Source organism: Ensifer sp. YR511 (assembly GCF_900103045.1).
Lineage (GTDB): Bacteria > Pseudomonadota > Alphaproteobacteria > Rhizobiales > Rhizobiaceae > Ensifer > Ensifer adhaerens.
Genome location: NZ_FNGR01000024.1, coordinates 67,565 through 89,862 on the forward strand (window position 1 = coordinate 67,565; position 22,298 = coordinate 89,862).

20 protein-coding genes are annotated in these 22,298 nt (G+C 60.8%); 3 read left to right on the forward strand and 17 right to left on the reverse strand.

Features of this window, described 5'->3' with window-relative positions; all coding sequences use genetic code 11:
- Positions 1-14: 14 nt before the first annotated feature.
- Genes BLU15_RS28725 through BLU15_RS28740 form a run of 4 tightly spaced genes read right to left on the reverse strand, consistent with a single transcriptional unit; the run spans position 15 to position 3,949 of the window.
- Positions 15-872 carry a sugar phosphate isomerase/epimerase family protein gene (locus tag BLU15_RS28725; RefSeq protein WP_090300031.1) on the reverse strand — a complete coding sequence of 286 codons (858 nt, stop codon included), beginning with the start codon at positions 870-872 and terminating at the stop codon, positions 15-17.
- 1 nt (position 873) lies between these two features.
- Positions 874-2,022 (reverse strand): dihydrodipicolinate synthase family protein, encoded by a 1,149-nt coding sequence (locus BLU15_RS28730; RefSeq protein ID WP_090300034.1) that lies wholly within the window; start codon positions 2,020-2,022, stop codon positions 874-876.
- Positions 2,023-2,030: 8 nt separating this feature from the next.
- Positions 2,031-2,810, reverse strand: a complete 780-nt coding sequence (locus tag BLU15_RS28735) for a 3-ketoacyl-ACP reductase (protein ID WP_210187467.1) — start codon at positions 2,808-2,810, stop codon at positions 2,031-2,033.
- The gene (locus BLU15_RS28740; RefSeq protein WP_090300037.1) at positions 2,807-3,949 is read right to left on the reverse strand and encodes an acyl-CoA dehydrogenase family protein; all 1,143 of its coding nucleotides are present in this window, start codon (positions 3,947-3,949) and stop codon (positions 2,807-2,809) included. Before BLU15_RS28740 ends, BLU15_RS28735 begins: the two co-directional genes overlap by 4 nt.
- Positions 3,950-4,103: 154 nt before the next feature.
- Here BLU15_RS28740 and BLU15_RS28745 point away from each other — a divergent pair, with 154 nt between their 5' ends.
- Positions 4,104-5,126 carry an aldo/keto reductase gene (locus BLU15_RS28745; protein WP_090300039.1) on the forward strand — a complete coding sequence of 341 codons (1,023 nt, stop codon included), beginning with the start codon at positions 4,104-4,106 and terminating at the stop codon, positions 5,124-5,126.
- 99 nt (positions 5,127-5,225) lie between these two features.
- On the opposite strand, the gene BLU15_RS28750 is transcribed toward BLU15_RS28745, so the two are convergent.
- The 3 genes from BLU15_RS28750 to BLU15_RS28760 form a co-directional block, all read right to left on the reverse strand.
- Positions 5,226-6,494 carry a glycerate kinase type-2 family protein gene (locus BLU15_RS28750; RefSeq protein WP_371590132.1) on the reverse strand — a complete coding sequence of 423 codons (1,269 nt, stop codon included), beginning with the start codon at positions 6,492-6,494 and terminating at the stop codon, positions 5,226-5,228.
- A 76-nt stretch (positions 6,495-6,570) separates the two neighbouring features.
- Positions 6,571-7,356 carry an enoyl-CoA hydratase/isomerase family protein gene (locus BLU15_RS28755; protein ID WP_176960376.1) on the reverse strand — a complete coding sequence of 262 codons (786 nt, stop codon included), beginning with the start codon at positions 7,354-7,356 and terminating at the stop codon, positions 6,571-6,573.
- Positions 7,353-8,924 carry an acyl CoA:acetate/3-ketoacid CoA transferase gene (locus BLU15_RS28760; protein WP_090300041.1) on the reverse strand — a complete coding sequence of 524 codons (1,572 nt, stop codon included), beginning with the start codon at positions 8,922-8,924 and terminating at the stop codon, positions 7,353-7,355. Before BLU15_RS28760 ends, BLU15_RS28755 begins: the two co-directional genes overlap by 4 nt.
- A 131-nt stretch (positions 8,925-9,055) precedes the next feature.
- Between BLU15_RS28760 and BLU15_RS28765 the strand changes: the two genes are divergently transcribed.
- Positions 9,056-9,874: an aldo/keto reductase gene (locus BLU15_RS28765; RefSeq protein ID WP_090300043.1), complete on the forward strand. Its 819-nt coding sequence runs from the start codon at positions 9,056-9,058 to the stop codon at positions 9,872-9,874.
- A gap of 47 nt (positions 9,875-9,921) precedes the next feature.
- On the opposite strand, the gene BLU15_RS28770 is transcribed toward BLU15_RS28765, so the two are convergent.
- The 7 genes from BLU15_RS28770 to BLU15_RS28800 form a co-directional block, all read right to left on the reverse strand.
- Positions 9,922-11,517, reverse strand: coding sequence for a GMC family oxidoreductase (locus BLU15_RS28770; protein WP_090300098.1), 1,596 nt, complete (start codon positions 11,515-11,517; stop codon positions 9,922-9,924).
- Positions 11,517-13,013: an aldehyde dehydrogenase family protein gene (locus BLU15_RS28775; RefSeq protein ID WP_090300045.1), complete on the reverse strand. Its 1,497-nt coding sequence runs from the start codon at positions 13,011-13,013 to the stop codon at positions 11,517-11,519. The genes BLU15_RS28770 and BLU15_RS28775 overlap by 1 nt, the downstream gene beginning before the upstream one ends.
- A gap of 87 nt (positions 13,014-13,100) precedes the next feature.
- Complete coding sequence (locus BLU15_RS28780) at positions 13,101-14,132, reverse strand: zinc-dependent alcohol dehydrogenase (RefSeq protein ID WP_176960377.1); 1,032 nt, start codon at positions 14,130-14,132, stop codon at positions 13,101-13,103.
- A gap of 9 nt (positions 14,133-14,141) precedes the next feature.
- Complete coding sequence (locus tag BLU15_RS28785; protein WP_090300047.1) at positions 14,142-15,083, reverse strand: ABC transporter permease; 942 nt, start codon at positions 15,081-15,083, stop codon at positions 14,142-14,144.
- Positions 15,084-15,090: 7 nt separating this feature from the next.
- Entirely contained in the window at positions 15,091-16,596 is a 1,506-nt protein-coding gene (locus BLU15_RS28790; protein ID WP_090300049.1) for a sugar ABC transporter ATP-binding protein, read from the reverse strand.
- A gap of 9 nt (positions 16,597-16,605) precedes the next feature.
- Positions 16,606-17,571, reverse strand: coding sequence for an ABC transporter permease (locus tag BLU15_RS28795; protein ID WP_057217544.1), 966 nt, complete (start codon positions 17,569-17,571; stop codon positions 16,606-16,608).
- 83 nt (positions 17,572-17,654) lie between these two features.
- Positions 17,655-18,764 carry a sugar ABC transporter substrate-binding protein gene (locus tag BLU15_RS28800; protein ID WP_090300051.1) on the reverse strand — a complete coding sequence of 370 codons (1,110 nt, stop codon included), beginning with the start codon at positions 18,762-18,764 and terminating at the stop codon, positions 17,655-17,657.
- A 275-nt stretch (positions 18,765-19,039) separates the two neighbouring features.
- Here BLU15_RS28800 and BLU15_RS28805 point away from each other — a divergent pair, with 275 nt between their 5' ends.
- Positions 19,040-19,693, forward strand: coding sequence for a TetR/AcrR family transcriptional regulator (locus tag BLU15_RS28805; RefSeq protein ID WP_090300102.1), 654 nt, complete (start codon positions 19,040-19,042; stop codon positions 19,691-19,693).
- Here BLU15_RS28805 and BLU15_RS28810 read toward each other — a convergent pair.
- The 3 genes from BLU15_RS28810 to BLU15_RS28820 all read right to left on the reverse strand — a co-directional run bounded on the left by BLU15_RS28810 (position 19,690) and on the right by BLU15_RS28820 (position 21,832).
- Complete coding sequence (locus BLU15_RS28810; protein WP_176960378.1) at positions 19,690-20,145, reverse strand: GlcG/HbpS family heme-binding protein; 456 nt, start codon at positions 20,143-20,145, stop codon at positions 19,690-19,692. The two genes, BLU15_RS28805 and BLU15_RS28810, sit on opposite strands and share 4 nt — an antisense overlap.
- Positions 20,145-21,152, reverse strand: a complete 1,008-nt coding sequence (locus BLU15_RS28815; protein WP_090300055.1) for a zinc-binding dehydrogenase — start codon at positions 21,150-21,152, stop codon at positions 20,145-20,147. The genes BLU15_RS28810 and BLU15_RS28815 overlap by 1 nt, the downstream gene beginning before the upstream one ends.
- A 110-nt stretch (positions 21,153-21,262) precedes the next feature.
- Positions 21,263-21,832 (reverse strand): VOC family protein, encoded by a 570-nt coding sequence (locus BLU15_RS28820; RefSeq protein ID WP_244546838.1) that lies wholly within the window; start codon positions 21,830-21,832, stop codon positions 21,263-21,265.
- Positions 21,833-22,298: the final 466 nt, after the last annotated feature.

The following is a 22,298-nucleotide window of genomic DNA, read 5'->3' on the forward strand; positions in this document are numbered from 1 at the left end:
ATTCTCTCCGGTCATCAGCAGACAGTGCGGAAGCGCTCGACCATGACGTCGAGCACCTCGCCGGGTTCGCGCTTCCACCAATTGTTCGCCGAGAAAATCTCCACCTCGCAAGGACCCGAATAGCCTGCCCCTTCCACCGCGTTGCGAAGTGCCTTGAGGTCGGCAACTCCGTCACCCATCATCCCGCGGTCGAGAAGCACGTCGGTGGTGTCGGCAAGCCAATCGCAGAGGTGAAAGCCGAAGATGCGGTCGGCGCCCGCCCGCTGCAATTGAGCGGCAACGTCCGTGTCCCACCAGACATGATAGACATCGACCGCGACGCCGATGTTCGGCGCGGCAATCAAGTCGCAAAGATCGACGGCGTCACGAAGCGTCGTCAGGCAGGAGCGGTTCCCGGCATAGACCGGATTGAGTGGCTCGAGCGCCAGTTTGACATCGCGTGCCGCGGCATAGGGTGCGGCCTCCGCGACACGGTCAGCGACGATCTTGAGACTGTCCTCGACACCCTTGGTCCCCGGCTCGACGCCGCCGACGACGATAGTCAAGACATTGGCGCGCAGAGCCGCCGCCATGTCGATCGAGGCCTTGAAATCATCCATGACCGCGCGCGCATCACTCGCCTGCGAGCCGACGAGAAAGGGCGTTCTGCAGAGACCCGCGACCGTCATGCCGGCAGCACGGACCCGCTCTCCGATCTGGAACGCTCGCGATCCTATTTCGCGGCGCCAGAAGACGACCGCGCCGAGACCGCGCTCGGCGCAGGCGTCAATGATCCGCTCCGCAGACCATCCCGCGCCGGACCCTTCGAGATTGTGGCCGAGGCTTGCCGTGTTGAGAGCCAACGCCCTGTGGTCATTGGAAAAGTCCCTCATCTCAGACTCCGTACAATGCGAGCAGCTGCTTCATCCGGTTGACGGCCAATTCGGGCTCGCGCAGCAGGCCGCATGCATCTGCCAGCCGGAAAACCTCGGCAAAGTAAGGCAGGGGCCGCATCGCCTGCGCACCGTTCAGCATGACGAAGTGGTCCTGGAAGCCGTTGAGCCAGGCGAGAAACACGACGCCTGTCTTGTAGTACTGCGTCGGCGCACGGAAGATCAGCCTCGCCAGTGGCACTGTCGGATCCAGCGTGGCTCGAAACGCGGACGTGTCGCCGTCGCCAAGGCTCTTCACCGCAAATGCCGCCGCGGGTGCGAGCGGATCGAATATGCCCAGCAGCGCATGCGAAAAGCCCTCGGCGTCACCCTCGATCAATTCCGGGTAATTGAAGTCGTCGCCGGTATACATCTTCACGCCGGTCGGCAGGAGCCGGCGCATGTCGATCTCCTTCTGCTTGTCGAGAAGCGAAATCTTGATGCCGTCGACCTTCGAGGCGTTCTCCTTGATGACGGCAAGCGCTATCGGCATCGCCTGCTTGAAATCCTTCGATCCCCAGTAGCCGGCTAGCTGCGGGTCGAACATCTCGCCAAGCCAATGAAGGATGACGGGCTGGTCGCAGGCGGCGAGCACGTCGGAATAGACTTTGACATAGTCGTCGGGTGTCTTGGCCGCCTTCACCAATGCTCGCGATGCCATCAGGATGACCCGGCCGCCGACCTTCTGGATGGCCTCGAGCTGGTCGAGATAGGCCCGCCTGACATCATCAAGCGTATAGGACGTTGCCTGATCCAGATGATCTGTGCCGCAACCATTTGCAACAAGGGCGTCCGGTATTTCGGCCTTCGTGCGGCGGATCAATTCCAGTGCGCCTGGCCAGTCTAACCCCATTCCTCGTTGGGCGGTGTCCATGGCTTCAGCGATCCCAAGGCCAAGACCGGCGAGATATCGGCGAAATGCCATGGTTTTTTCCCAGTCGATGGTCGCGCGTCCCGACGGGTCATTGGCGGTGAAGGGATCGGCGACCACATGAGCGGCGGAATAGACAACCCGGGCAGGATTTTCGCCGAGCACGGCCTGTGCGATCGGTCGGCCTGTCAGCGAATAGTCGGTCAGCCTGCCGTTCGTATCGGGAAGCGCTATCTTCATGATGGACCTCAGAAGCGGGGGACCAGCATCCCGGCGTCGGCCGAAATCACCTGTCCAGTTGTGTAGGGAAACTTGCCGGTCGCGAGCGATGCGATGATCGCACCCATGTCTTCGGGCTGGCCAAGGCGCGGAAACAGTGTCAGGCCCTTCTCGGCTCGCTCACGATAGGCGTCGATGACTGGTGCCGTCATGTCGGTGGCGATCAGTCCGGGCTGCACGTCATAAACGGCGACATTTTCAGGGCCGAGCCTTACGGCGAGGGCCTTGGAGATCATCGCCGCTGCAGATTTCGAGGCGCAATACTCCGAACGTTGAACGGCGACTGCGACTGCGTTCGACGATGTCACGTTGACGATCGAGTGAAACAGGCCGGACCGCTGACGAGACAATAATCGGCGCGCAAAGGCCTGACTGAGGAAGAACATGGCTTTCGCATTGACGTCGAGGCAGCGATCCCAACTCGCCTCCGTTACATCAAGCAGGTCGCCCCGCTGCAGGACCCCGACGCCCGCGTTGTTGACGAGAGTCGTCAAAGGTCCGAGTTGGGCCTCGATATTTCCCAGAATCTTCTCGTGGGCCGCAATGTCGGTGACGTCGAAGGAGGCAGCCATCACGGGATTGCCGTGAACGGCGACGCGAGCAACCGCCGCCGCAAGTTCGCGATCATCGCCGCGACCGTTGACGGCCACTGCGAACCCCTCCTTCGCCAATGCCTCCGCCGCTGCCAGACCGATACCGCGCGACGAGCCGGTCACCAGTGCTACCGGGCGCATATCGGCCGCCGTCATGCCCGTGCTCCCTTTTTCAGAAGTTCGCGTGCAATGATCATGCGCTGGATCTGATTGGTGCCCTCATAGATCTGGGTGATCTTCGCATCGCGATAGAGGCGCTCGACTTCGAAACCACGGATATAGCCCGATCCGCCAAATACCTGAACGGCGTCTGCCGTGCGCTGAACGGCCATGTCGCCCGCGAAACATTTGGCAATAGAGCACGCCTTTGTCGCGTCCGCGCCGGCGTCGATCTTGGATGCGGCCGAATGAACCAAAAGCCGCGCTGCTTCGATATCCTTTGCCATGTCGGCCAAAAGCCACTGGACGCCCTGGAAGTCGGAGATGGACTTGCCGAACTGTTTGCGGGTACCGGCGTAGTCGACGGCAGCCTCCAGGCCGGCTTGCGCAATGCCGACCGCCAGCGCTGCGATGCCGACACGCCCCTTGTCGAGAACGGACATCATCATGTGGAAACCACGGCCTGGTTCGCCCAGCAGCGCATCTGCCGGAAGACGCACATCCGTGAACGTCAACGCGCCGACCTGGCTTGCCCGCTGACCCATCTTGTGTTCCTTCGGTCCCCTCTCGACGCCAGCCGCGTGCAGATCGACGATGAAGATCGACATGCCGCGATTGCCCGCTTCCTTGTCGGTTCTCGCGAGCACGAAGCCGACGTCTGCGACCGGCGCATTGTGGATCCAGATCTTGCCGCCGTTCAGTCGCCAGCCTTCGCCTTCGCGCGTCGCCGTGGTGCGAATGCCTGAAACATCCGTACCGGCCTCCGGTTCGGTGATGCAATAGGCGACTTTCGTTCGCATGCTCAAGACGGCGGGCAGCATCTTCTGCTGGTTCGGCGTCCCGTGGCGCACCAACAGTGTGGAGATGAGCTCGATCAGGCCGCATTGGTCGGCGACCGAAGCATAGCCGCGGCTGAGCTCCTCCATCACCACGGCATAGGTCAAGGTGTCGAAACCTGGCCCGCCGAGCGCCTCGGGAACACCAACCCCAAACAGTCCGAGCTTGCCCATCTCATCATAGAGGTCGGCCGGGAAGCGCTCCTCCCGATCAAGCTGCTCTGCCATCGGCCGGATGACTTCATCGGCAAAGGCGCGCGCCATTTCGCGCACCTGGTCCTGTGTTTCGGTCAGATACATGATCTCCATCCCAATTTTAGTAACTATCTAGTTACATACTGCTACAACCTCATGGCCGTCAAGTCAGAAAAATTCTCTTGGTGCCATCATCCTGCTTGCGCCGCCTTCCTGGCATGCCTACAATTCACCAGATAGTTACTTGAGGAGGATAAGCATGAACCCCAGCAAAAGGCGCAAACTCGGCCGCGTCGATATAGAGGTGACCACATTCGGCTTCGGAACAGCGCCGCTTGGCAACATCTTTCGCCCGATCGACGAACCTACAGCCGAGGCAATGTTCGACACTGCGTGGAACTCCGGCGTGCGGTTTTACGATACCGCACCGATGTACGGTCATGGGCTTGCAGAACTGCGCACGGGTCACAGCCTGCGTTGGAAGAACAGGGGCGACTTCGTTCTTTCCTCCAAGGTCGGTCGCCGGCTGAAGCCGGCAAGGCGCGAGACGATCGACTTCGCGCCCTGGGTTGACGCCGCTCCCTTTACGATGGATTTCGACTACAGCTACGACGGCACGATGCGGGCCTTCGAGGACAGCCTTCAGCGCATGGGGCTTGAAAGGATGGACATCTGCTTCATCCATGACATCGATGTCTTCACACGCGGCAAGGATCAGCCGGAGGTCTTCAGCCAAGCGATGGACGGAGCGTGGCGAGCCCTTGAGCGGCTGAGAGACGAGGGAGCGGTCAAGGCGATCGGAGTCGGCGTCAACGAATGGGAGGTCTGCCACGAAGCTCTGAAACAGAGGGATTTCGACTGTTTCCTTCTCGCCGGCCGCTACACGCTTCTCGAACAAGATGCGCTCGATACGTTCCTGCCCCTATGCGAGGAGCGAGGTGCCGCAGTGATCGTTGGCGGGGGATTCAATTCAGGCATTCTGGCGACTGGGGCAAAAGAGGGAGCAAAGTATAACTATGCGCCCGCCTCGGCGGACATCCTCAACAAGGTCGGAAGGATCGAGGCTGTCTGCAGGGACCATAACGTGCCGCTCGCTGCAGCTGCGCTGCAGTTCGTGGTCGCGCACCCAGCCGTGCCAGCATTCATGGCCGGCACGCGGACGGTTGAGCAGTTGAACCAGAACCTCGCCTGGTTTTCTCATCCCATTCCTGCCGCCTTCTGGATCGATCTGAAGGCCAAGGGGCTATTGCGCGAGGATGCGCCGACGCCGGCAGCCGACTAGTACGATACGCTTGCAGAAGAGGCCGGCTCCGCCCAGCCTCTTCTGCAATTTGCGTCGGTACCGGACGCAGGGTGGAGCGGCGTTGCAAAGCCTCCGGGCTCACCTGATCAGGATGGCACGGAAATCGTTGACGTTCGTCCCGGTCGGGCCAGGCACGAATAGGTCCCCCAGACGGTCAAACGCCGTCCAGGCGTCATTGGCGGAAAGCATGGCGACAGGATCGAGGCCGAGCGCGCGCAGCCGACCCGCACTCTGTCCATCGGCGAATGCACCGGCATTGTCCTCGGAGCCGTCAATACCATCGGTGTCACCGGCGATAGCCGTGAAAGGAACACCGTCAGCAGCAATCACAAGGGACAGGAGGAATTCGGTGTTGCGTCCACCCTTTCCGTTGCCGCGAAGCGTAACCGTCGTTTCACCACCGGACAGGATCAGCACCGGTCGGGCAAAGGGCCTGTCGCGCAGGGCAACCTCGCGCGCGATCGCTGCGTGGACCAGCGCCACGTCCCGCGCCTCACCCTCGATTGCGTCCGACAGGATGACCGCCGGGATCCCGTTGGCCTGCGCATGCATCGCCGCGGCCTCGAGCGAGAGCCGTGCTGAGGCGATTACATGCACCTCATGCCCCGCGAAAACAGGGTCGTGCGGCGACGGCGCAAGCCCCTTGTCGCCGGCAAGCCAATCGGCAACCTTAGGCGGGATGGGGATGCGCCAGGCGTCCGTCATCGCGCGAGCGTGCGCGCGGCCAGTGGCATCGGGTATCGTCGGCCCTGACGCAACCTGCGCCGGGTCATCGCCCGGCACGTCGGAGACCACCAGACTGACGACCTTCGCCGGATGGCAGGCGGCGGCAAGCCGGCCCCCCTTTATGCCCGAGACCTGCTTGCGGATGGCGTTCATCACCGAAATCGGCGCGCCACTAGCAAGCATGGCCCGGTGCAGCGCCGATTCGTCCTCGAGCGTCAAGCCACCTGGCGGGCATGGAAGGAGCGCCGATCCGCCGCCACAGACAAGGGCAACGACAAGATCGTCTGCCGTCAGCCCTTCAACCGCCTGGAAAAGCAGGCGTGCGGCTTCGAGGCCAGCAAGGTCGGGGACCGGATGAGCGGCTTCGACGACGCGGATCCGCTCACATGGCACGCCGTAGCCGTATCGCGTGACGACGACCCCTTCCACTGGCGCATCCCACAGACGCTCGAATGCCGCGGCCAATTGTGCCGCTCCCTTGCCAGCACCGATGACGATCGTGCGACCGCGCGGGCGTGAAGGAAGATACGCGCGAAGCGCCGTTTCCGGATCGGCCGCCTTCACGGCGACCTTGAACAGATCACTCAGGAGTTTCCGGTCCTCAGGGGTCATAAATCCCATCCATGGCGTTCATCGGTCCCGCATTTATAGTTTTCGATAAAGAGCGCCGCCGACCAACAAGACCCGGCTGCGGCAATCAAGGCTGCAGCTTTTGCGCAAAGCGCGCCGGACGCTTCTCTCGAAATGCCGTCAGGCCCTCCTGAAGTTCCTCGGAACCTGCGGCGATCTCGCCAGCAAAGCTCTCGACGACCCGCTCGACTTCCTCGCCTTCGGCCGCGTTGATCAGCATCTTGGTCAGTTCGACCGCACGAGCCGAGCGACCGATCACCCGTGCAGCCGCTTTCTCGGCCGCGGCCAGGCCCTCGCCAGTCGCAACCACCTGATCGACCAGGCCGAGCCCAAGTGCCTCTTGCGCCGTATAGACCTCACCGAAGAGCGCCATCCGCCGCACGATCTGGGCGCCGAAGCGGCGCGCCACACGCTGCGTGCCTGACCAGCCGGGGATGATGCCCAGACCCGGCTCCGGTTGACCGATGCGGACATGGGTTTCGGCTACCCGCAGATCGGCACAGGCAGCCAGTTCCAGGCCGCCACCGAGCGTATGCCCGTTCAGGACCGCGATCAGCGGTATAGAAAGGCGCGTGAGCGCGTCAAAGGCAGCGTGACCATCGCGCACCCAATGACGGGCGAACGCCTTTGGTGGCTCTCTGCTCCACGCATCGATGTCGCCGCCTGCGCAGAATGATCGCGATCCCTCCCCCGTCAGGATCGCGACCTTCGCAGCGGATCGCTCTATTGCGCGACAGACCGTTATCAGGGCATCGACCATGTCGGCATCGAACGCGTTCAGCTTGTCCGGCCGCCTGATTGTCAGCCAGGCGATATCCCCGGAAATAACAAGGTCAAGGCGAGGATCGATCACAGCGACATCCCCATCACCGGGGCGCGAAACAGCGCATCGTCCATCGTCTTGACCATTTCGGAGACGCGCAGCGGCGTCGTCGCCTGATCCAGGATATCCCGCTGCAGGTCGATGCCGGGCGCGATCTCGGTGATAACCAGCCCATCCGCCTCCAGCCGCATGACGCAACGTTCGGTAACATATGTGATATCCTGGCTCTGCGCACGGGCCCGTTTGCCCGAAAAGCTGACCTGATCGACCTTCGGCACAATCTTGGAGACCCGTCCCTCCTTGTCGATAATCAGGCGCCCATCTTCGAGACGCATCTTGGCGCCGGCGTTGAAGTTTCCGGAGAAGACGATCTTCTTTGCGCGTGCCGTGATGTCGACAAAACCGCCAGCGCCGGCCGTGCGGTGCGGTGTGGCGGCAAGGCGGCTGACGTTCACCGAGCCCTCGGCGTCGATTTCGAGGAAGGAAAGCAGCGAGCAGTCAAAACCGCCGGCCTGGAAATAGCAGAACTGGTGCGGTGATGCGACGAAGGCTTCGGCATTGGCGGCACAGCCGAACTTGAAGTCGAGCAGTGGAACGCCGCCGACAGCGCCCTGTTCGATCACCCAGGTGATCTTGCCGTGATGTCCCTCCTCGATGAGGACGCGTGGCACGTTGGCCGAGATGCCGAATCCTATATTGACCGCCCAACCGGCTTGCAGTTCCTGTGCGACGCGACGCGCAATAACCTTGCCTACGTCCAGAGCAGGAGTTCGGAACGTGTGCAAGGGACGAAACAGTTCACCTGATATCGCGGGGTCGTGCGGGGTCGCCGTCGTTTGCAACTGGTCGGGAGCCTCGACGATGACGTCGACTAGGATGCCGGGCACGCGAACGTCGTGTGGCCGCAGCGTCCCTGTCGCGGCGACCCTGCGCACCTGGGCGATTACCAGTCCGCCGGAATTTCTCGCCGCAAGAGCCATCTCCATCGCACCGAGGGTCGCACCCTCCTGCTCGAATGTCAGATTGCCATTCTCATCGGCCGTCGTCGCCCGGATGATGGCGACATCGGGATGGATTGCCGGAAAGTGCAGCCACTCCTCGCCGGCAAATTCCACACGGCTTACCATCGGCGCGGCACGAGCGGTCGCGTTCATCGCGCAGCCTTCCTGATCCGGATCGACAAATGTCTCCATTCCGACCTTCGTCAACACGCCCGGCCGCTTGGCCGCCCCCTCGCGCAACATGTCGAAGACAATACCTGAAGGGACGTTCCAGGCAGCGACCTCCTCCTTCAAGATCATCTGCCAGATCAGCGGAGGTTCAGCATTGCTCGGCCCGGACGGGTAGGATCCTCCAATGATCCTGGAGAGCATGCCGGGCCTTGCAATGTGATCGACACCTTTGGTGCCGAAGAAGTCGCCGGCAGCGATGGGGTGAACGGACGTCAATCCCCTGGGATGCCCTTCCTGCTCGAACCGCTCGCCGAGCGCCTTGAGCACGGCATCGGGGCAGCAAAGCCCCGACGAAGAGTTAACCGCAAGCACGGCGCCGTCCTTGACCAAGCCGGCGGCTTCCGCTGCGGTTTTCACCTTCGACATTGCTGAACACTCCTTTTTTCGTTGCGCTAAGTAACTAACCAGTTATACATTAAACACGGCAGCAAGAGGCAGGCAAGGGCAATTTGTGTGACCCACTACGGTGGAAAGCCGCAAAACGCGAAGGAGGAGCGATGAACATCTATTTTGAGAAATGCCATCAACGGGGCTTCGGCACCTTTCCGCTGAAGGCAGGCGAATTGAAAGCCGCGATCGAGACCGCGCTGGAGGTTGGCTACAGGGCATTCGACACCGCACAGATGTACGGCAATGAGGCCGACACGGGAGAGGCGCTGCTCGAGAGCGGTGTTGCGCGTAACGAACTCTGCATCACGTCCAAGGTCCATCCCGACAACTACGCCGAGGCTCAGTTCCTGCCCTCGGTGGAAAAAAGCCTGAAGGCGCTGAAGATCGACCAGCTGGATGTCCTGCTTCTGCATTGGCCGCCGGTCGGCGGTGATGTCGCACCGTCGTTGCGCCTACTGGAAAAGGCGCATGCCGCCGGGATGGCGCGCAATATTGGCGTCTCCAACTACACCGCCCGAATGATGCGCGAGGCCCAAGCGATTTCGGACGTCCCGCTCGTGACCAACCAGGTGGAGTTTCATCCGCTGCTTGATCAGCGGGCGCTTCTGGCTGCCGCGACCGAGACGGGAATTCCGCTCTCGTCCTACGCTTCGGTTGCCCGCGGCGAGGTCTTCAAGCACGCGGTCTTCGGGGAAATCGGCGCGACCTATGGAAAATCCGCAGCACAGGTGGCTTTGCGGTGGATCCTGCAGAAAGGCGTGCCGCTCAACACGATGTCCACCAAGCCGGCGAATATCCGGGCGAATTTCGAGATCATGGACTTTACGCTGTCCTCGATCGATATGGATCGGATCGATTCCATGACACATACCGGGTATCGCATCATCACCCCGGGCATGTTGCCTTGGGTTCCTGAATGGGACTAACGGAAGGGCGGCCGCAAGGCCGCCTTTCCGCTCGCATGAACGTTGCCTCAAGCGTTACCGCGGATCAGGTCGGAGGCCTTTTCGCCGATCATGATCGAGGCCGCGTTCGTGTTGGAGCCGACAAGGCTCGGCATGACCGAACTGTCGCAGATTCGCAGGCCATCGAGGCCGTGAACACGCAGCTTGGCATCCACGACCGACATCTCGTCTCGTCCCATCTTGCAGGTACAGGTTGGATGGTAGGACGTGCGCCCGTACTGACGTGCATAGGCCTCGAAATCGGCGGTGGTGCGCACGTTCTGGTCTGGAAAACGCACGGTCTTGATGTACTTCTGCAGCGAAGGCTGAGCGAAGATTTCCCGACTGATCCTGATGCCTTCTACGGAGATCCGTAGGTCATCTGGGTCGCCGAGGAAATTGGGGTCCACGATCGGAAGAGCACGCGGGTCAGCGGAGCGCAAGGCAACCGAGCCGCGCGATTTCGGGCGCACGGTGTACGAATTAAGCGTAATTCCGGAGGCACCCTTGGGAACACTCGGCACGCCGGCTTCCGCGCCAGCGCCTGCCAGAAAATGGAACTGAAGATCGGGATAGGGACTGGCCTTGTCCGCGTACCAGAACGCGCCGCCTTCAACGACATTCGATGCAACCGGCCCGGACTTGAACATCGCATATTCCAGGCCGGCCCAAAGCATCCAATGTGGCCTGTTGTACTTGTCGAGACTGTCGTGCCCCTTAAGTTCGGCAACGATATCGACGCCGAAATGATCGTGCAGGTTCTCCCCGACGCCGGGCATATCCTGGACCACGTCGATACCATGGCCGCGCAGGGCCGTTGCTGGACCGACGCCGGAAAGCATCATCAATTTGGGCGTTCCAATAGCGCCGGAGGTCACGATGACTTCACTGTCGGCGCGAACGATGTTGGGCGCACCGCCCGCCATGTATTCCACGCCCACGGCGCGGCGCCCTTCGAAAACGACCCGAAGCACCAACGCGCCGGTAATCAGTGTTAGATTCTTCCGCTTGAGGGCCGGATGCAGATATCCGACGGCCGCCGAACAACGCCGGCTGTTGCGCGTCGTTGTCTGGTAGACGCCCGTGCCCTCCTGAACTGGGCCGTTGAAATCCGGATTGTACGGAATCCCGAACTCCTGGCAGCTTTGAACGAAAGCCCGCGTCAATGGCTGCGGATTGGCGATGTTGGAGACGCCGAGCGGCCCGTCGGTTCCGTGCCATTGTCCAGATAGAATGGTGTTGCCCTCAGAACGAAGGAAGTACTTCTGGATATCCTTGAAGCCCCAGCCTTCCGCCCCCTCTTCGACCCAGCGATCGTAGTCGCTCGGATGGCCGCGGGTGAACACCTCGGCATTGATGGATGACCCGCCACCGAGCACTTTTGCCTGGGCATAGGGGATTTCCCGGTTGTTGGCGTGTTTCTGCGGCGCCGTGGTCAGACCCCAGGTCATTGGACCTGAGGTCATCTTTGCAAAGCCGACAGGCATATGGATCAGCGGATGACTGTCACGACCGCCGGCCTCGATGAGGCACACCCTTATTGCGGGATTTTCCGAAAGGCGGGCAGCAAGCACGCAGCCCGAGGAGCCACCTCCAACGATCACATAGTCGAATCCTTGCACCATCATGCGATCCAGTGCGAACGTTTGCCGATCTCGACGTGAACGGATTTGACCTGGGTGTACTCCTCCACGCCATAGGTGCCGGCCTCGCGACCCCAGCCGGACTGCTTGAAGCCGCCCAACGGCATTTCCGGCCCGCCCGCCATGATCGTGTTGACCCAGAAACGACCAGCGCGAACGCGGCGGGTCACCGTTAACGCCTTGTCGATGTTCTTGGTCCATACGCTGGCGGCAAGACCATAGACTGTGTCGTTGGCCAACTCGATCGCCTGTTCGATCGTGTCGAACGACATTGAGCAGAGGACAGGCCCGAAGATCTCGTCGCGCGCGATCGCCATATCAGGGGAAACGCCGGTAAACAGCGTCGGCGAGATGTATTGGCCCTTGCCGAGATCGATGGCCTGACCACCGGTCACGAGCTGTGCGCCCTCCGCCTTGCCCTTGGCGATATAATCCAGAATGGTCGTGTTCTGCTGTTCGGTGGTGATCGCTCCGACCTGGGTCGCCTCATCGAGCGGGTCGCCGACGCGTATCCGCGCCATCTTTTCGGCGAGGAGCTTTTCGAATTCCGCAGCCACGGAGCGTTCGACGATGAGCCGCGACGACGAGACGCAGCACTGCCCCGTGTTGAAGCTGATGCCGAATGCCGCCCCGTCGGCCGCATCTTCGAGATCCGAATCCGCAAAAACGATGATCGGGTTCTTGCCGCCGAGTTCCAGCCCGAGCTTCTTGAAGTTGCTGTCTGCGGCCGCGTGAACGCACGAGCGCCCGACCGCGGTGGAGCCGGTGAAGGACAGCATGTCCACATCAGGGTGTTCCGTCAGAGCCTGGCCGATGGTGCGGCCCGAGCCGGTAATGACGTTGTAGACGCCATCAGGCAGTCCCGCCTCGGCAAGCACCTCGGCAAGGATGAGCGTGGTCGCGGACGTCACCTCGGAAGGCTTGACCACCATCGTGCACCCTGACGCAAGAATGAAGGGCACGCGCTCGCAAAGGATGAGGAACGGAAAGTTCCACGGGGTAATGAGCCCGACCACCCCGATCGGCTCGCGAAGAACCATACCGAACAGACCGTCGCCGAGCGAATTGTAACTGTCACCGTGCAAGAGACGCGCGGCACCCGCGCCGACTTCGAAGCAGGCGATGCAATGATCGATCTCTCCGCGGGCCTGGGCGATCGGCTTGCCATTCTCCAATGTTTCGAAGTAGGCGATCTCATCTCGGCGCCGGCGCAGGATCTCGGCAACCCGCAGCAGCACGGCACCGCGGGCCGCACCGGAAAGGCCGGACCAACGCCGATCCTCGAAAGCCCGACGAGCCGCAGCAACGGCTGCGTTCAGGTCTTCGGGAGTGCATTTCACAGTGCGCGTGACGGCTACACCATGGCCGGGCGACAGGCGCTCGAACTGTTCGCGACCCTCATGCCACCGCCCGTCCACGAAGAAGCCGAATTCACGCGGGGCCTTTGGCGGGAGAAGGTAGTTTTTGACTTGGTCCATGGGATGCCTCCACTCTGAGATTCCGTATCCATCAGGCGACGGATTAGTAACTGAACGGTTATGCGCGATCTAGCAACGCCTGCGCGATCACGCCATCATAATCTGGGTCTTGAGGTGATGGGGCCGATCGGCAAGCGTATCGAAAGCCTCCTGGATCCGCTCCAACGGATAATCGGCGCCGGTGAAATCCTTCGTTTCGAACCGCCGGTGAGCAAGCAGCGTCAACGCGTCGTGCATATCCTCGCCCATGCCGGCGACCGACCCCTTCAGACCGCGCTCTTCCAGCACGGTCTTCAGGATATCGACCGGCACCGTTTCGCCCGGAGCGGTGATGCCGAAAAAGGCGACATGGCCGCCGCGGCGGGCGAGGTCGAACGCCTGGCCATAAAGAGCCTTGCTTCCAACGCTTTCAATGACGATATCGGCGCCTCGACCGTCGGTCATGGCCAGAACCGTTGCCTTGAGCGTGGCGGGATCCGACACGGCCGCATCCGCTCCCGCCTCCAGCGCCATACGACAACGGTCGGGCGACAGGTCTGCGACGATGATCGGAGCAGCGCCCACCAGACGCATCATCTGAACGTGCAGATTGCCGACCGGGCCTGCCCCGAAAACGACGACCGATTGCCCGAATGTCGCCTGCGCCTTGCGCGCCGCGCGCACGACGCATGCAACCGGCTCTGTCAAGGCAAGAACGGCATCGGGCACGGTGTCTGGAACCGGGATGACCAGACGCGCCGGGACGGCGACGTATTCGGCGAAGGCGCCATCGCGACCGATGCCGACCTGGACAACCTCGGCGCAGTTGAGGACCTCGTTGCGGCGGCACCAATAGCAGGTGCCGCAGCCGATATTGATGTCCACGACCACGCGCATGCCATGCTGCAGATGGCGTACGCTTGCGCCCAGGTCGGCGACAGTGCCGCAGAACTCATGGCCTGGCACGAGCGGCAGGCGGTCGGCAGCATAATGGCCGTTGAAGATATGGACGTCGGTTCCGCATATGCCCGTTCGCGTCACACGGATAAGCGCATCGTCGGGGCCAATCGACGGAACATCGACCGCCATGATCTCGAAACGACCTGGTTCGACCAGAATGGCGGCTTGCATCTTGCCCATCACCGCCTCCTATTTCACGGTGCGCAGCTTGGCGCGATCGATCGTGAGTGCGATCGCGACAATCAGCACGATGCCAAAAACCATCTGCTGCTGTGTCGCGTCGATCTCGAAATAGAGCATAGAGGCACGGATAACGGCGACAATGAGCGTTCCGATGACCGTGTTGAGAACTCCTCCGACACCGCCCGTCAGGGGCGTACCACCGACCAAAACCGCAACGATTGCCGGCAGCAGGAAACCGTTCGCAATCGTCGGGGCACCGCCTGAAAGCTTGACGGCAAAGAGCAGTCCGGCAATCGCCGCCAGCGCCCCTGATATTGCAAAGGCAAGGATCTTGTAGCGTGCCACGTTGAGCCCGGAGGCCGCAGCCGCGAGTTCGCCGGCGCCGACTGCTTTCAGCGCGCGGCCGAGCGTCGTGCGGCGTTCGATGAACAGGCAGATGCAAAGCAGTACGGCCGAGATCAAAAGCTCGTTCGGGACCCCCCAGGTGCGACCGATCATCCATCCGAAGGTCTCGTTTCGCTGGGTCGCATCCATGTTGAGGGCGCGCTGCCCGGAAAGCCATTGCGCGACCGAGAACGCTACACCGCCGACCGCAAGGGTGGAGATGAACGACGGAACATAGAGCCGCGTCGTCACATACCCCGACAATGTGCCCAGCAGGAAGCCGGCGGCAACGCAGGCGACAGCGACCCAAGCGCCCATTGAGGCAAGGTAGACCGATGCAATGACAGTCACCATGTTCGCCATCGACTGGGCGGACAGATCTATTCCGCCGATATAGATGGCAAAGGTCAGTCCGAGCGCCATGATGAAAAGCGGCACGATATCACCCGCCAAGCTCATGAGATTGGTTGGCTTCAGGAAGCCCGGGTGGGTAACGCCGACCAGGGCGACGAGCACCAGCAGCGTTATCCAGGGAAGATGCGGTTTGAGACGCTGAATGTCCATGTTTCCCTCAGATCATGTAATGCAGGAGATCGTATAGCGAGGGCTTTGCCCCCGGCACGCAATCGAAGTTCTTCTGAATGCGGCCGTCCTTTACGACGACGATCGTGTGAGACAGCCCGATGGCCTCCTCCAGGGTGTCTGCGACCAGGACGATGCCGACACCGGCACCGCTCATTTCGCGGATCATGTCGTAGACATCTTCCTTGGCTCCGATATCCAGGCCGCGGGTCGGGTGATCGAGCAGCATGATGTCCGATCCCGCCGATCGCCACTTGGCTAGAACGACCTTCTGCTGGTTGCCGCCGGACAGGTTTCCGCAATCGGCGAATTCGGAATGCGCCTTGATCGAAAGCTTCTTGATCCAGTCGCGAGCAAGCGCGCGTTCTTCCGATATCCGCAGCACGCCGGCGCGAGAATGCTTGTTCATTTGCGAGAGTGTCATGTTCTCGTAAACGTTCATGCCGGCGACGATGCCCTCGATCTTGCGCTCGCGAGGGACGTAGCCGACGCCTTGGCTCACTGCGTGGCGGGGCGAGAAAATCTTCACCTTGCCACCCTTGATCTGGAGATTTCCCTGGGTTGGGGTGAGCATTCCGTAGATCATGCGCAGGATCGCCTCGCGCCCCGACCCCTCCGTTCCCACCAGGCACAAGACTTCGCCTGCATGCAGTTTTAAGGAGATGTCCTTCGTGCGTCCGGGCAGTCCCACCCCATCCATCTCGACCAGAACTTTCGAGCGGTCGTAGGGTTTCTGCAGCTGTTCACGATAGTATTCCTTGTCGACATTGCGGCCGACCATCTTGTGCTGGATCGCCTCGGTCTGGGCGGCACCGCGTTCGACGACATCGACGACATGGCCGTCCTTCATCACGTAGATACGGTCCGATAGCTCCATAACCTCGTCCATGCGGTGGGAGACGAAAATGAAGGACGCGCGCGTGACCAGCTCGCGGACCAGCTTAAAGAGCAGTTGCACCTCTTCCTTGGACAGAACCGAAGTCGGTTCATCGAGAAGGATGACCAGATCACCGTCAACGCGTTCTTCGAGGGTGAGAACCTTGGCAAGCTCGACAAGCTGGCGCTGGGCGAAGGATAGCTTCGAGGTAATGGTCGCGGGATCGATATCGAGTTTGACCTTGGCGAGTTGCGCCTTGGCGGCCGTGGCCATCGCCTTCCAGTTGATGACGCCGAACCTTACAAACTGCTGTTCATAACCAAGGAAGATGTTCTCCATCACCGTCAGGTTGGCAATCAGCGACTGCTCCTGAAAGACCATGCCAATGCCCTTCTCCATGGCCTGGCGCGGATTGGCAAAGCGCACGGTCTGGCCATTGATCAGGATGTGCCCGCCATCGGGTTGGTAGGCCCCGTAGATCACCTTCATCAATGTGGATTTGCCCGCGCCATTCTCGCCGACCAGCCCGACGATCTCACCGCGCTTGATGTGAAAATCGATTGCCTTGAGTGCGTGAACACCGGGGAATTTCTTATCGACGGCTTTCAGTTCGTACATGGCCCTGCCTCACTTCACGAAGGAAACCATCTTGCGGTCGGTCGACAGCACGACGGCAAGAATGACGAGCAGTCCGAGAACCCCGTCCTGGAGAAAATCGGGCAAACCGACGACGACCATTCCATTGTTGATGACACCGACGATCAGCACGCCGACGAGCGCGTTCCAGACGCCGCCGATCCCGCCCCAGAGCGCTACGCCACCCACAACGACCGAGGTGATCGAGATGAACATAAAGTTCGAGCCGGTCACGGACTCGGCCTGACCGATGCGCGCCACGACCAGGATCGCGGCAAGTGCGTAAAAGACGCCGGCAAGCGCGAAACCTGTTACACGCACGCGGTTGACGTTGAGACCGGATGCGTGCGCCAGTTCCTCGCCGCCACCGACGGCATAAAAGTTGCGGCCGAGTGTGGTGTGGGCCTGTATGAACCAGGCAACGAGCAGGAAGAATCCGGCGATGTAGACCATGATCGGGAAACCGAACCAACGCACGGTCAAGAGTCCCCGAAACGTTGCGTCGCTCACCTTCACGATATCGCCGCCCGTCAGGAGGATTGCAGCGCCAGTGCCCACGAAGCCCATCGCAAGGCTGGCCATGAAGGAGGGTATTCGCAGCTTGACGTGAACGAGCCCGTTGACGAGCCCGATCAGCCCGCCGACCATAAGGATAAGCGGAATGGCCAGCCAACCGGCGCTCATCAGCGTGCCGCCGAACTTCGCAAAGGCGAACGCGAACACGACCGCCGTGAGCGAGATTGCTCCTTCCATGGAAAGGTCGATCGATCCCATGATGATGATGAATGTCACTCCGACGGCGACCATCAGCGCCGGCGCCGCCGCGATAGCGATACGGGCAAAATTGCGGACCGAGAAGAAGGTCGGATTGAGGGCGGTGAAAAAGATCACCAGCGCGATCAGCACCAGCAACGGCGCCCATTTGATCAAGGTTTCGCGCGATATGCGACGTGTCACGTTAGGCACCCCTTCGCCCGGTCTGTGATGAATGAAATGGAGGCGGATGCGGCGACGCGGCCGCCTCCATCAGGTGAGATGGCTCAGTACTGGATCTGGCCGTTGGACGGCCCCCAGAAGTCCTTCCAGTCGTAAGCCGGAACGGAATCGAGATACTTTGCCTTGAATTCCGCCGCATCCTTGGCGGTGACGAGGATCGTCGGCCCGTAGAATTCACGGTGCTCCTTCGGCTCTTCCGAAGGTTTGAAGCTGCCGATTGCCGCGTGATAAGCGAGCGCCGCCGTGACGCCGCCGCCCCAATGCGGATTGGTAAAGACAGTCGCCAGGAGCTGACCCTCCAGGACCATCTGCACTGCCTCGAGATTGCCGTCGTAAGCGACGATCGGCATGCCTTCGATGCCTTCGGCCCGCAGAGCCTCGATCACGCCATAGGCGATGTTGTCATTGGCGCAGTGCACGCCTTTGATCTTGTCGCCGTGGCGGGTCAGGAACGATGCCATGAGTTCGGCGCCCTTCTGCGTGTCCCAGTCGGCCGGCTGCGCATCGAGCAGTTCGATCTTTGGATAATCCTTCAGGGCGTTCTTAAGGCCGTTGAGCCTCTCGACCGCGGGGTTGTTGGCGGCGATGCCGCCAAGGTGAACCACGCCGCCCTCTCCGCCCATTGCCTCGAACAGGATGCGAGCGGTTTCTTCCGCCGGCTTCTCGTCCGACCAGGTCATGTGGGAGACGTAATTATCGCCGAAGTCCCAGGGATGCAGATCGTCTGTCTTGTTCCAGATTGTCGAGATGTAACCACCGGCGGCAGACACCGCCTCCACCACCGGCCTTGCATTCGGGCTGTCGTTGGCGTCGCAGGCGATCGCGCAGTTGCCGTTGTTCTTGGCAAGGAACGCCTTGATGTCGGCCAGAGACTTCTCTGACGAGCCTTCGTTGATCAGGCTGACAAGCGCGCCTTTCGGCTTGCCGATCGTTTCGACAAATGCCTCGGCACCCGAGATGACCGAGTTCCAATAGGCGGAGGCGCGATCGCGATAGCTCCATGCAATAGCGGGATCGGTCAGGGCGGCATGAGCACCACTGCGCCCGATAATGGCGGGAACCGTCATGGCCCCAACGCCGGCGGCAGCCGCCAGGATGAAGTTGCGGCGGCTAAGCGTCTCGCGCTCGATAAAGTCCTTGATAAAGGTCGACATGGTGTTCCTCCCAAATCCACGTTTTACGTCCCCCGCATCCGGCGGGTTTTTCAGAGGGCAACAAAGGCGATCACGCCTTCGGGGCCGAGCCTCCTCAGCTCTCCCACGCCCACTTAACGCACTAACTAGTTACTTCGTTAATGAGGGCGGAGTCAAGTGCCTTTCGCGGTTGCAGCTTTCACGATTTTCGACTGACCACTTTGACGGATACGCACGCTCACGTGTATGACTGCCTCAACATGAGCCGCGAGTGCGCCGGAGGAATGGCCTTGAGCATGATCAACGAACCGACCGAAAAGCCGGGCCGCAAACCGCGCATCCGCGATGCGGAAGCGACCAAGGCACGCATTCTCGACGCTGCCAAAAAAGAGTTCGCCAAGAATGGCTTAGGCGGTGCCCGTGTCGACGTGATCGCCGAGAAGGCCAAGGCCAACAAGCGGATGATCTATCATTATTTCGAAAGCAAGGAGGGTCTGTTCCAGACCGTCCTGGAAGACGCCTATATCGACATACGCACGGCCGAACAGAAGCTTAATCTGGATGACTTGGAGCCAAAGGCAGCTCTGGAAAAGCTCGTTCGCTTCACTTGGGAATACTATCTGAAAAACCCCGAATTCATCACTCTGGTCAACAGCGAGAACCTGCATCGCGCCAAGCACCTGAAAAAATCGGTGGTGATCAAAACGGCCAGCCGCAAGTTCGTCAACATGGTGGAAGTGTTGCTGGAACGAGGCGCCTCTGAAGGCGTCTTTCGCAACGGAATTGATCCGGTGCAGTTGAACATTACCATCGCGGCAATCGGCTACTATTACCTGACCAACCGGTTCACCGGCTCGATCGTGTTTGAACGTGACCTGATGGCGAAGGAGGCGGTCGACGAGCGCCTCCGGTTCAATATCGAGACGATCATGCGGCTGGTTTGCGCCTAGATCTCGAAAGACAGCCCCTCACGTTCAAGTGCGTGACGGGCGCATTCGATATCTTCGACGTCGCGCGCACCGGATACGCCGATCGCACCGACGATGCCATCGCGGTGCAGGATTGGCAGGCCTCCGCCCCAGACCAGCAGCCGCGACCGATTGGCCAGACCCAGCCGCAACGAAGGGCTGTTGTCCATCCGCTCGAAGAACGCTTCCGTCGTACGCCGCATCGTTGCCGCGGTGAAGGCTTTGTCCATCGCGAAGTCGAGGATCGGCGGTGCCACCTCATCCATTCGCGCCGCCGCGAGTGTCACGCCTTGAGTATCGACCACGCAAACGGCCACCCGCCAAGCATTTGCCGTGGCGTGCGCAATCACATGACCGACAAGGCGCAAAGCAGCGTTTGCAGCCAGCACCTGGGTGGAGACGACCAGTTCTTCTTTCTGGTGAGGATGTTCCACTATTTGTCCTCCTCGAGACGAGCCCAATCGAGAACGATGAACGGCTCCTCGATGCGCTTGGCCGCGATATCCGAATAGAGCGCTGAGGGATCGTTCGGCACGAACCGCCGTATCAGACCGTTAAGCGGGATCCGGGACTGAGCCAGCCAATCGAGCGCAAGCGAGAAACCGCTGAACACGGAATGGGGGGCGTTGTTGTAGCCTTCGAGAAGTTCCTCCCATTGAAAGCCACGCGACTGGATCGGAATCTCCCACTCCCAGCCGGAGCGCAAGGTGGCGAGATTGAAGAAGACGGCATTCATCAGTTCATGAGCGGACGCATCCGTCCACTTGCGCCAAGGAACGCCGACCATGACGACCTCGCCGAGCCTGCGCACGAGGCGGCAGCCCTCGAGCACCGCATTTTCGTGGCCTGAACAATCCACAACCAGCGCAACCTTGCCGGCAAAGGCATCGTCTTCGAGAGGCATCCGCTCCCGGCAGTCGGATAGGCCGCTTTGTTCCAGCTGAGCCCGCCTCAGCTCGTCGGGATCGACGACGGTCACGCGGTAGCCGCCGATTTTGAACAGATGCGCCGCGATAAAACCGACCGGGCCGGCGCCCGTTATGACGACGCGGTCGCCGGCGCGGGCCTTCGTCGTCATCAGCGTTGTCATCGACACGCCCATCAGACGTGCGAGCGTCGCAGTTCCGGGTTCCAGATCAGCCGGCAGTGGCAAGGTGTATCTGGCGAGATGCGTTTGAGTGGCGCGATGAGCGCCCATCGCAAACCGCAGTTCGCCGGGCCGTATACCGACGACATCCTGAGCAACCTCATCAACCCTGAAGACTGCGGCATAACCCGGGCGTATGGGAAAAGCATCGCCGTTAGCCCAGCCCAGTTCAGTCCCCTGACTGACAAGGGTGTAGAGCGTTCGTCCGCGAACTTCACCGGGCTTCAACGGCAGGTCCTCATAGGACGCCAGCTCAAAGGCCTGCTTTGCGGCGATGACGATTTCATTAGGCATGAAGGTCCTTTCCGACCGACGAAGAAGGCCGAGTTCGAGGCAATGAATATTGTTGGCTTGATGAATAGCTTAGAGGTTGGACCTGGCCGATCAAACCGCAAGGATGCGTGTCAACGACCGGTCACCGGCGACCATTGCGTCGGTCCGCCTGCTCGTTCATAGCCAAGTGGACCCCGCATGCTGACGATCTCGAGGAACTGCCCCCATGGCGCTTTCAGATACAGCCATGTCAGCCCCTCCATGGCGCCGTTATCGACATAGGTCGGTCCTTCGAGCACCTCGACACCTGCCGCCCGCAAGCGCGTTGCCGCTGCATCGCAATCGTCAACCTCGAAGGCCAGATGAAAGCCGCCCGGCTGACTGTTGCGCTTGAGCGGATCGCCGTTGTCGCCTTCCCCGGAATATTGAAAGATCTCCAAGTTGGTGCCGTTGCCGACGCGCAGGACCTTGATGTTCTCGATCCGTCGGCCCGCAGGCACACCAAGGCGCTTCTGCATGAAAGTGTCGTCCACATCGATGGGACCAGTTTCCAGGCATGTCACCGCACCGAACACCGCCTCAAAGAAGCCGACGGCCTCTTCCAGGTCAGACACGGTGAAGCCGATATGTTGTACTCCAAAGATTTTCATAGGTTCCTCCCTGAACGATCCATTCACGCAAGTCGATATGGCGGTCTGCATTTAGTATGTAACTAGTTAGTTATTACATTGCAGCCAATTTATGAACTGTCAAGACGCACGGACCGCTCAGCGTCCCGAAGCCGAGCCGGGGGGCGCGACCTGTCTTCGCGTTTTCGAAGCTGATTTTCCGTTGGTTACGTCAGCGTTATTTCCAAAGAACGGCTTCTCCTGTCTCTGGGTCGTACAGCCAATGGCGCTGACGTCATGAGACATTGACCCCTTGCCCGCCAAACCGCAAACCTGAAGGGCGAACTCGCCCGACAAGTCATCGAAGACTGGAGATTGCGGCGAGGCGATAGGCATTGTCTTCGAACAATGTCAAAAGGTGCTGTCGCGAAAAATCTTGATAGTTGGCCGGCAACTGCGGATCACCTTTCAGCCCAAAGTAAGGCACGATCCCGAGCAAAGGCCCTGCTCGACTGACAATCGCCTTGATCATCGGGGGCGGCGGTCGGCGCCGCGGTTG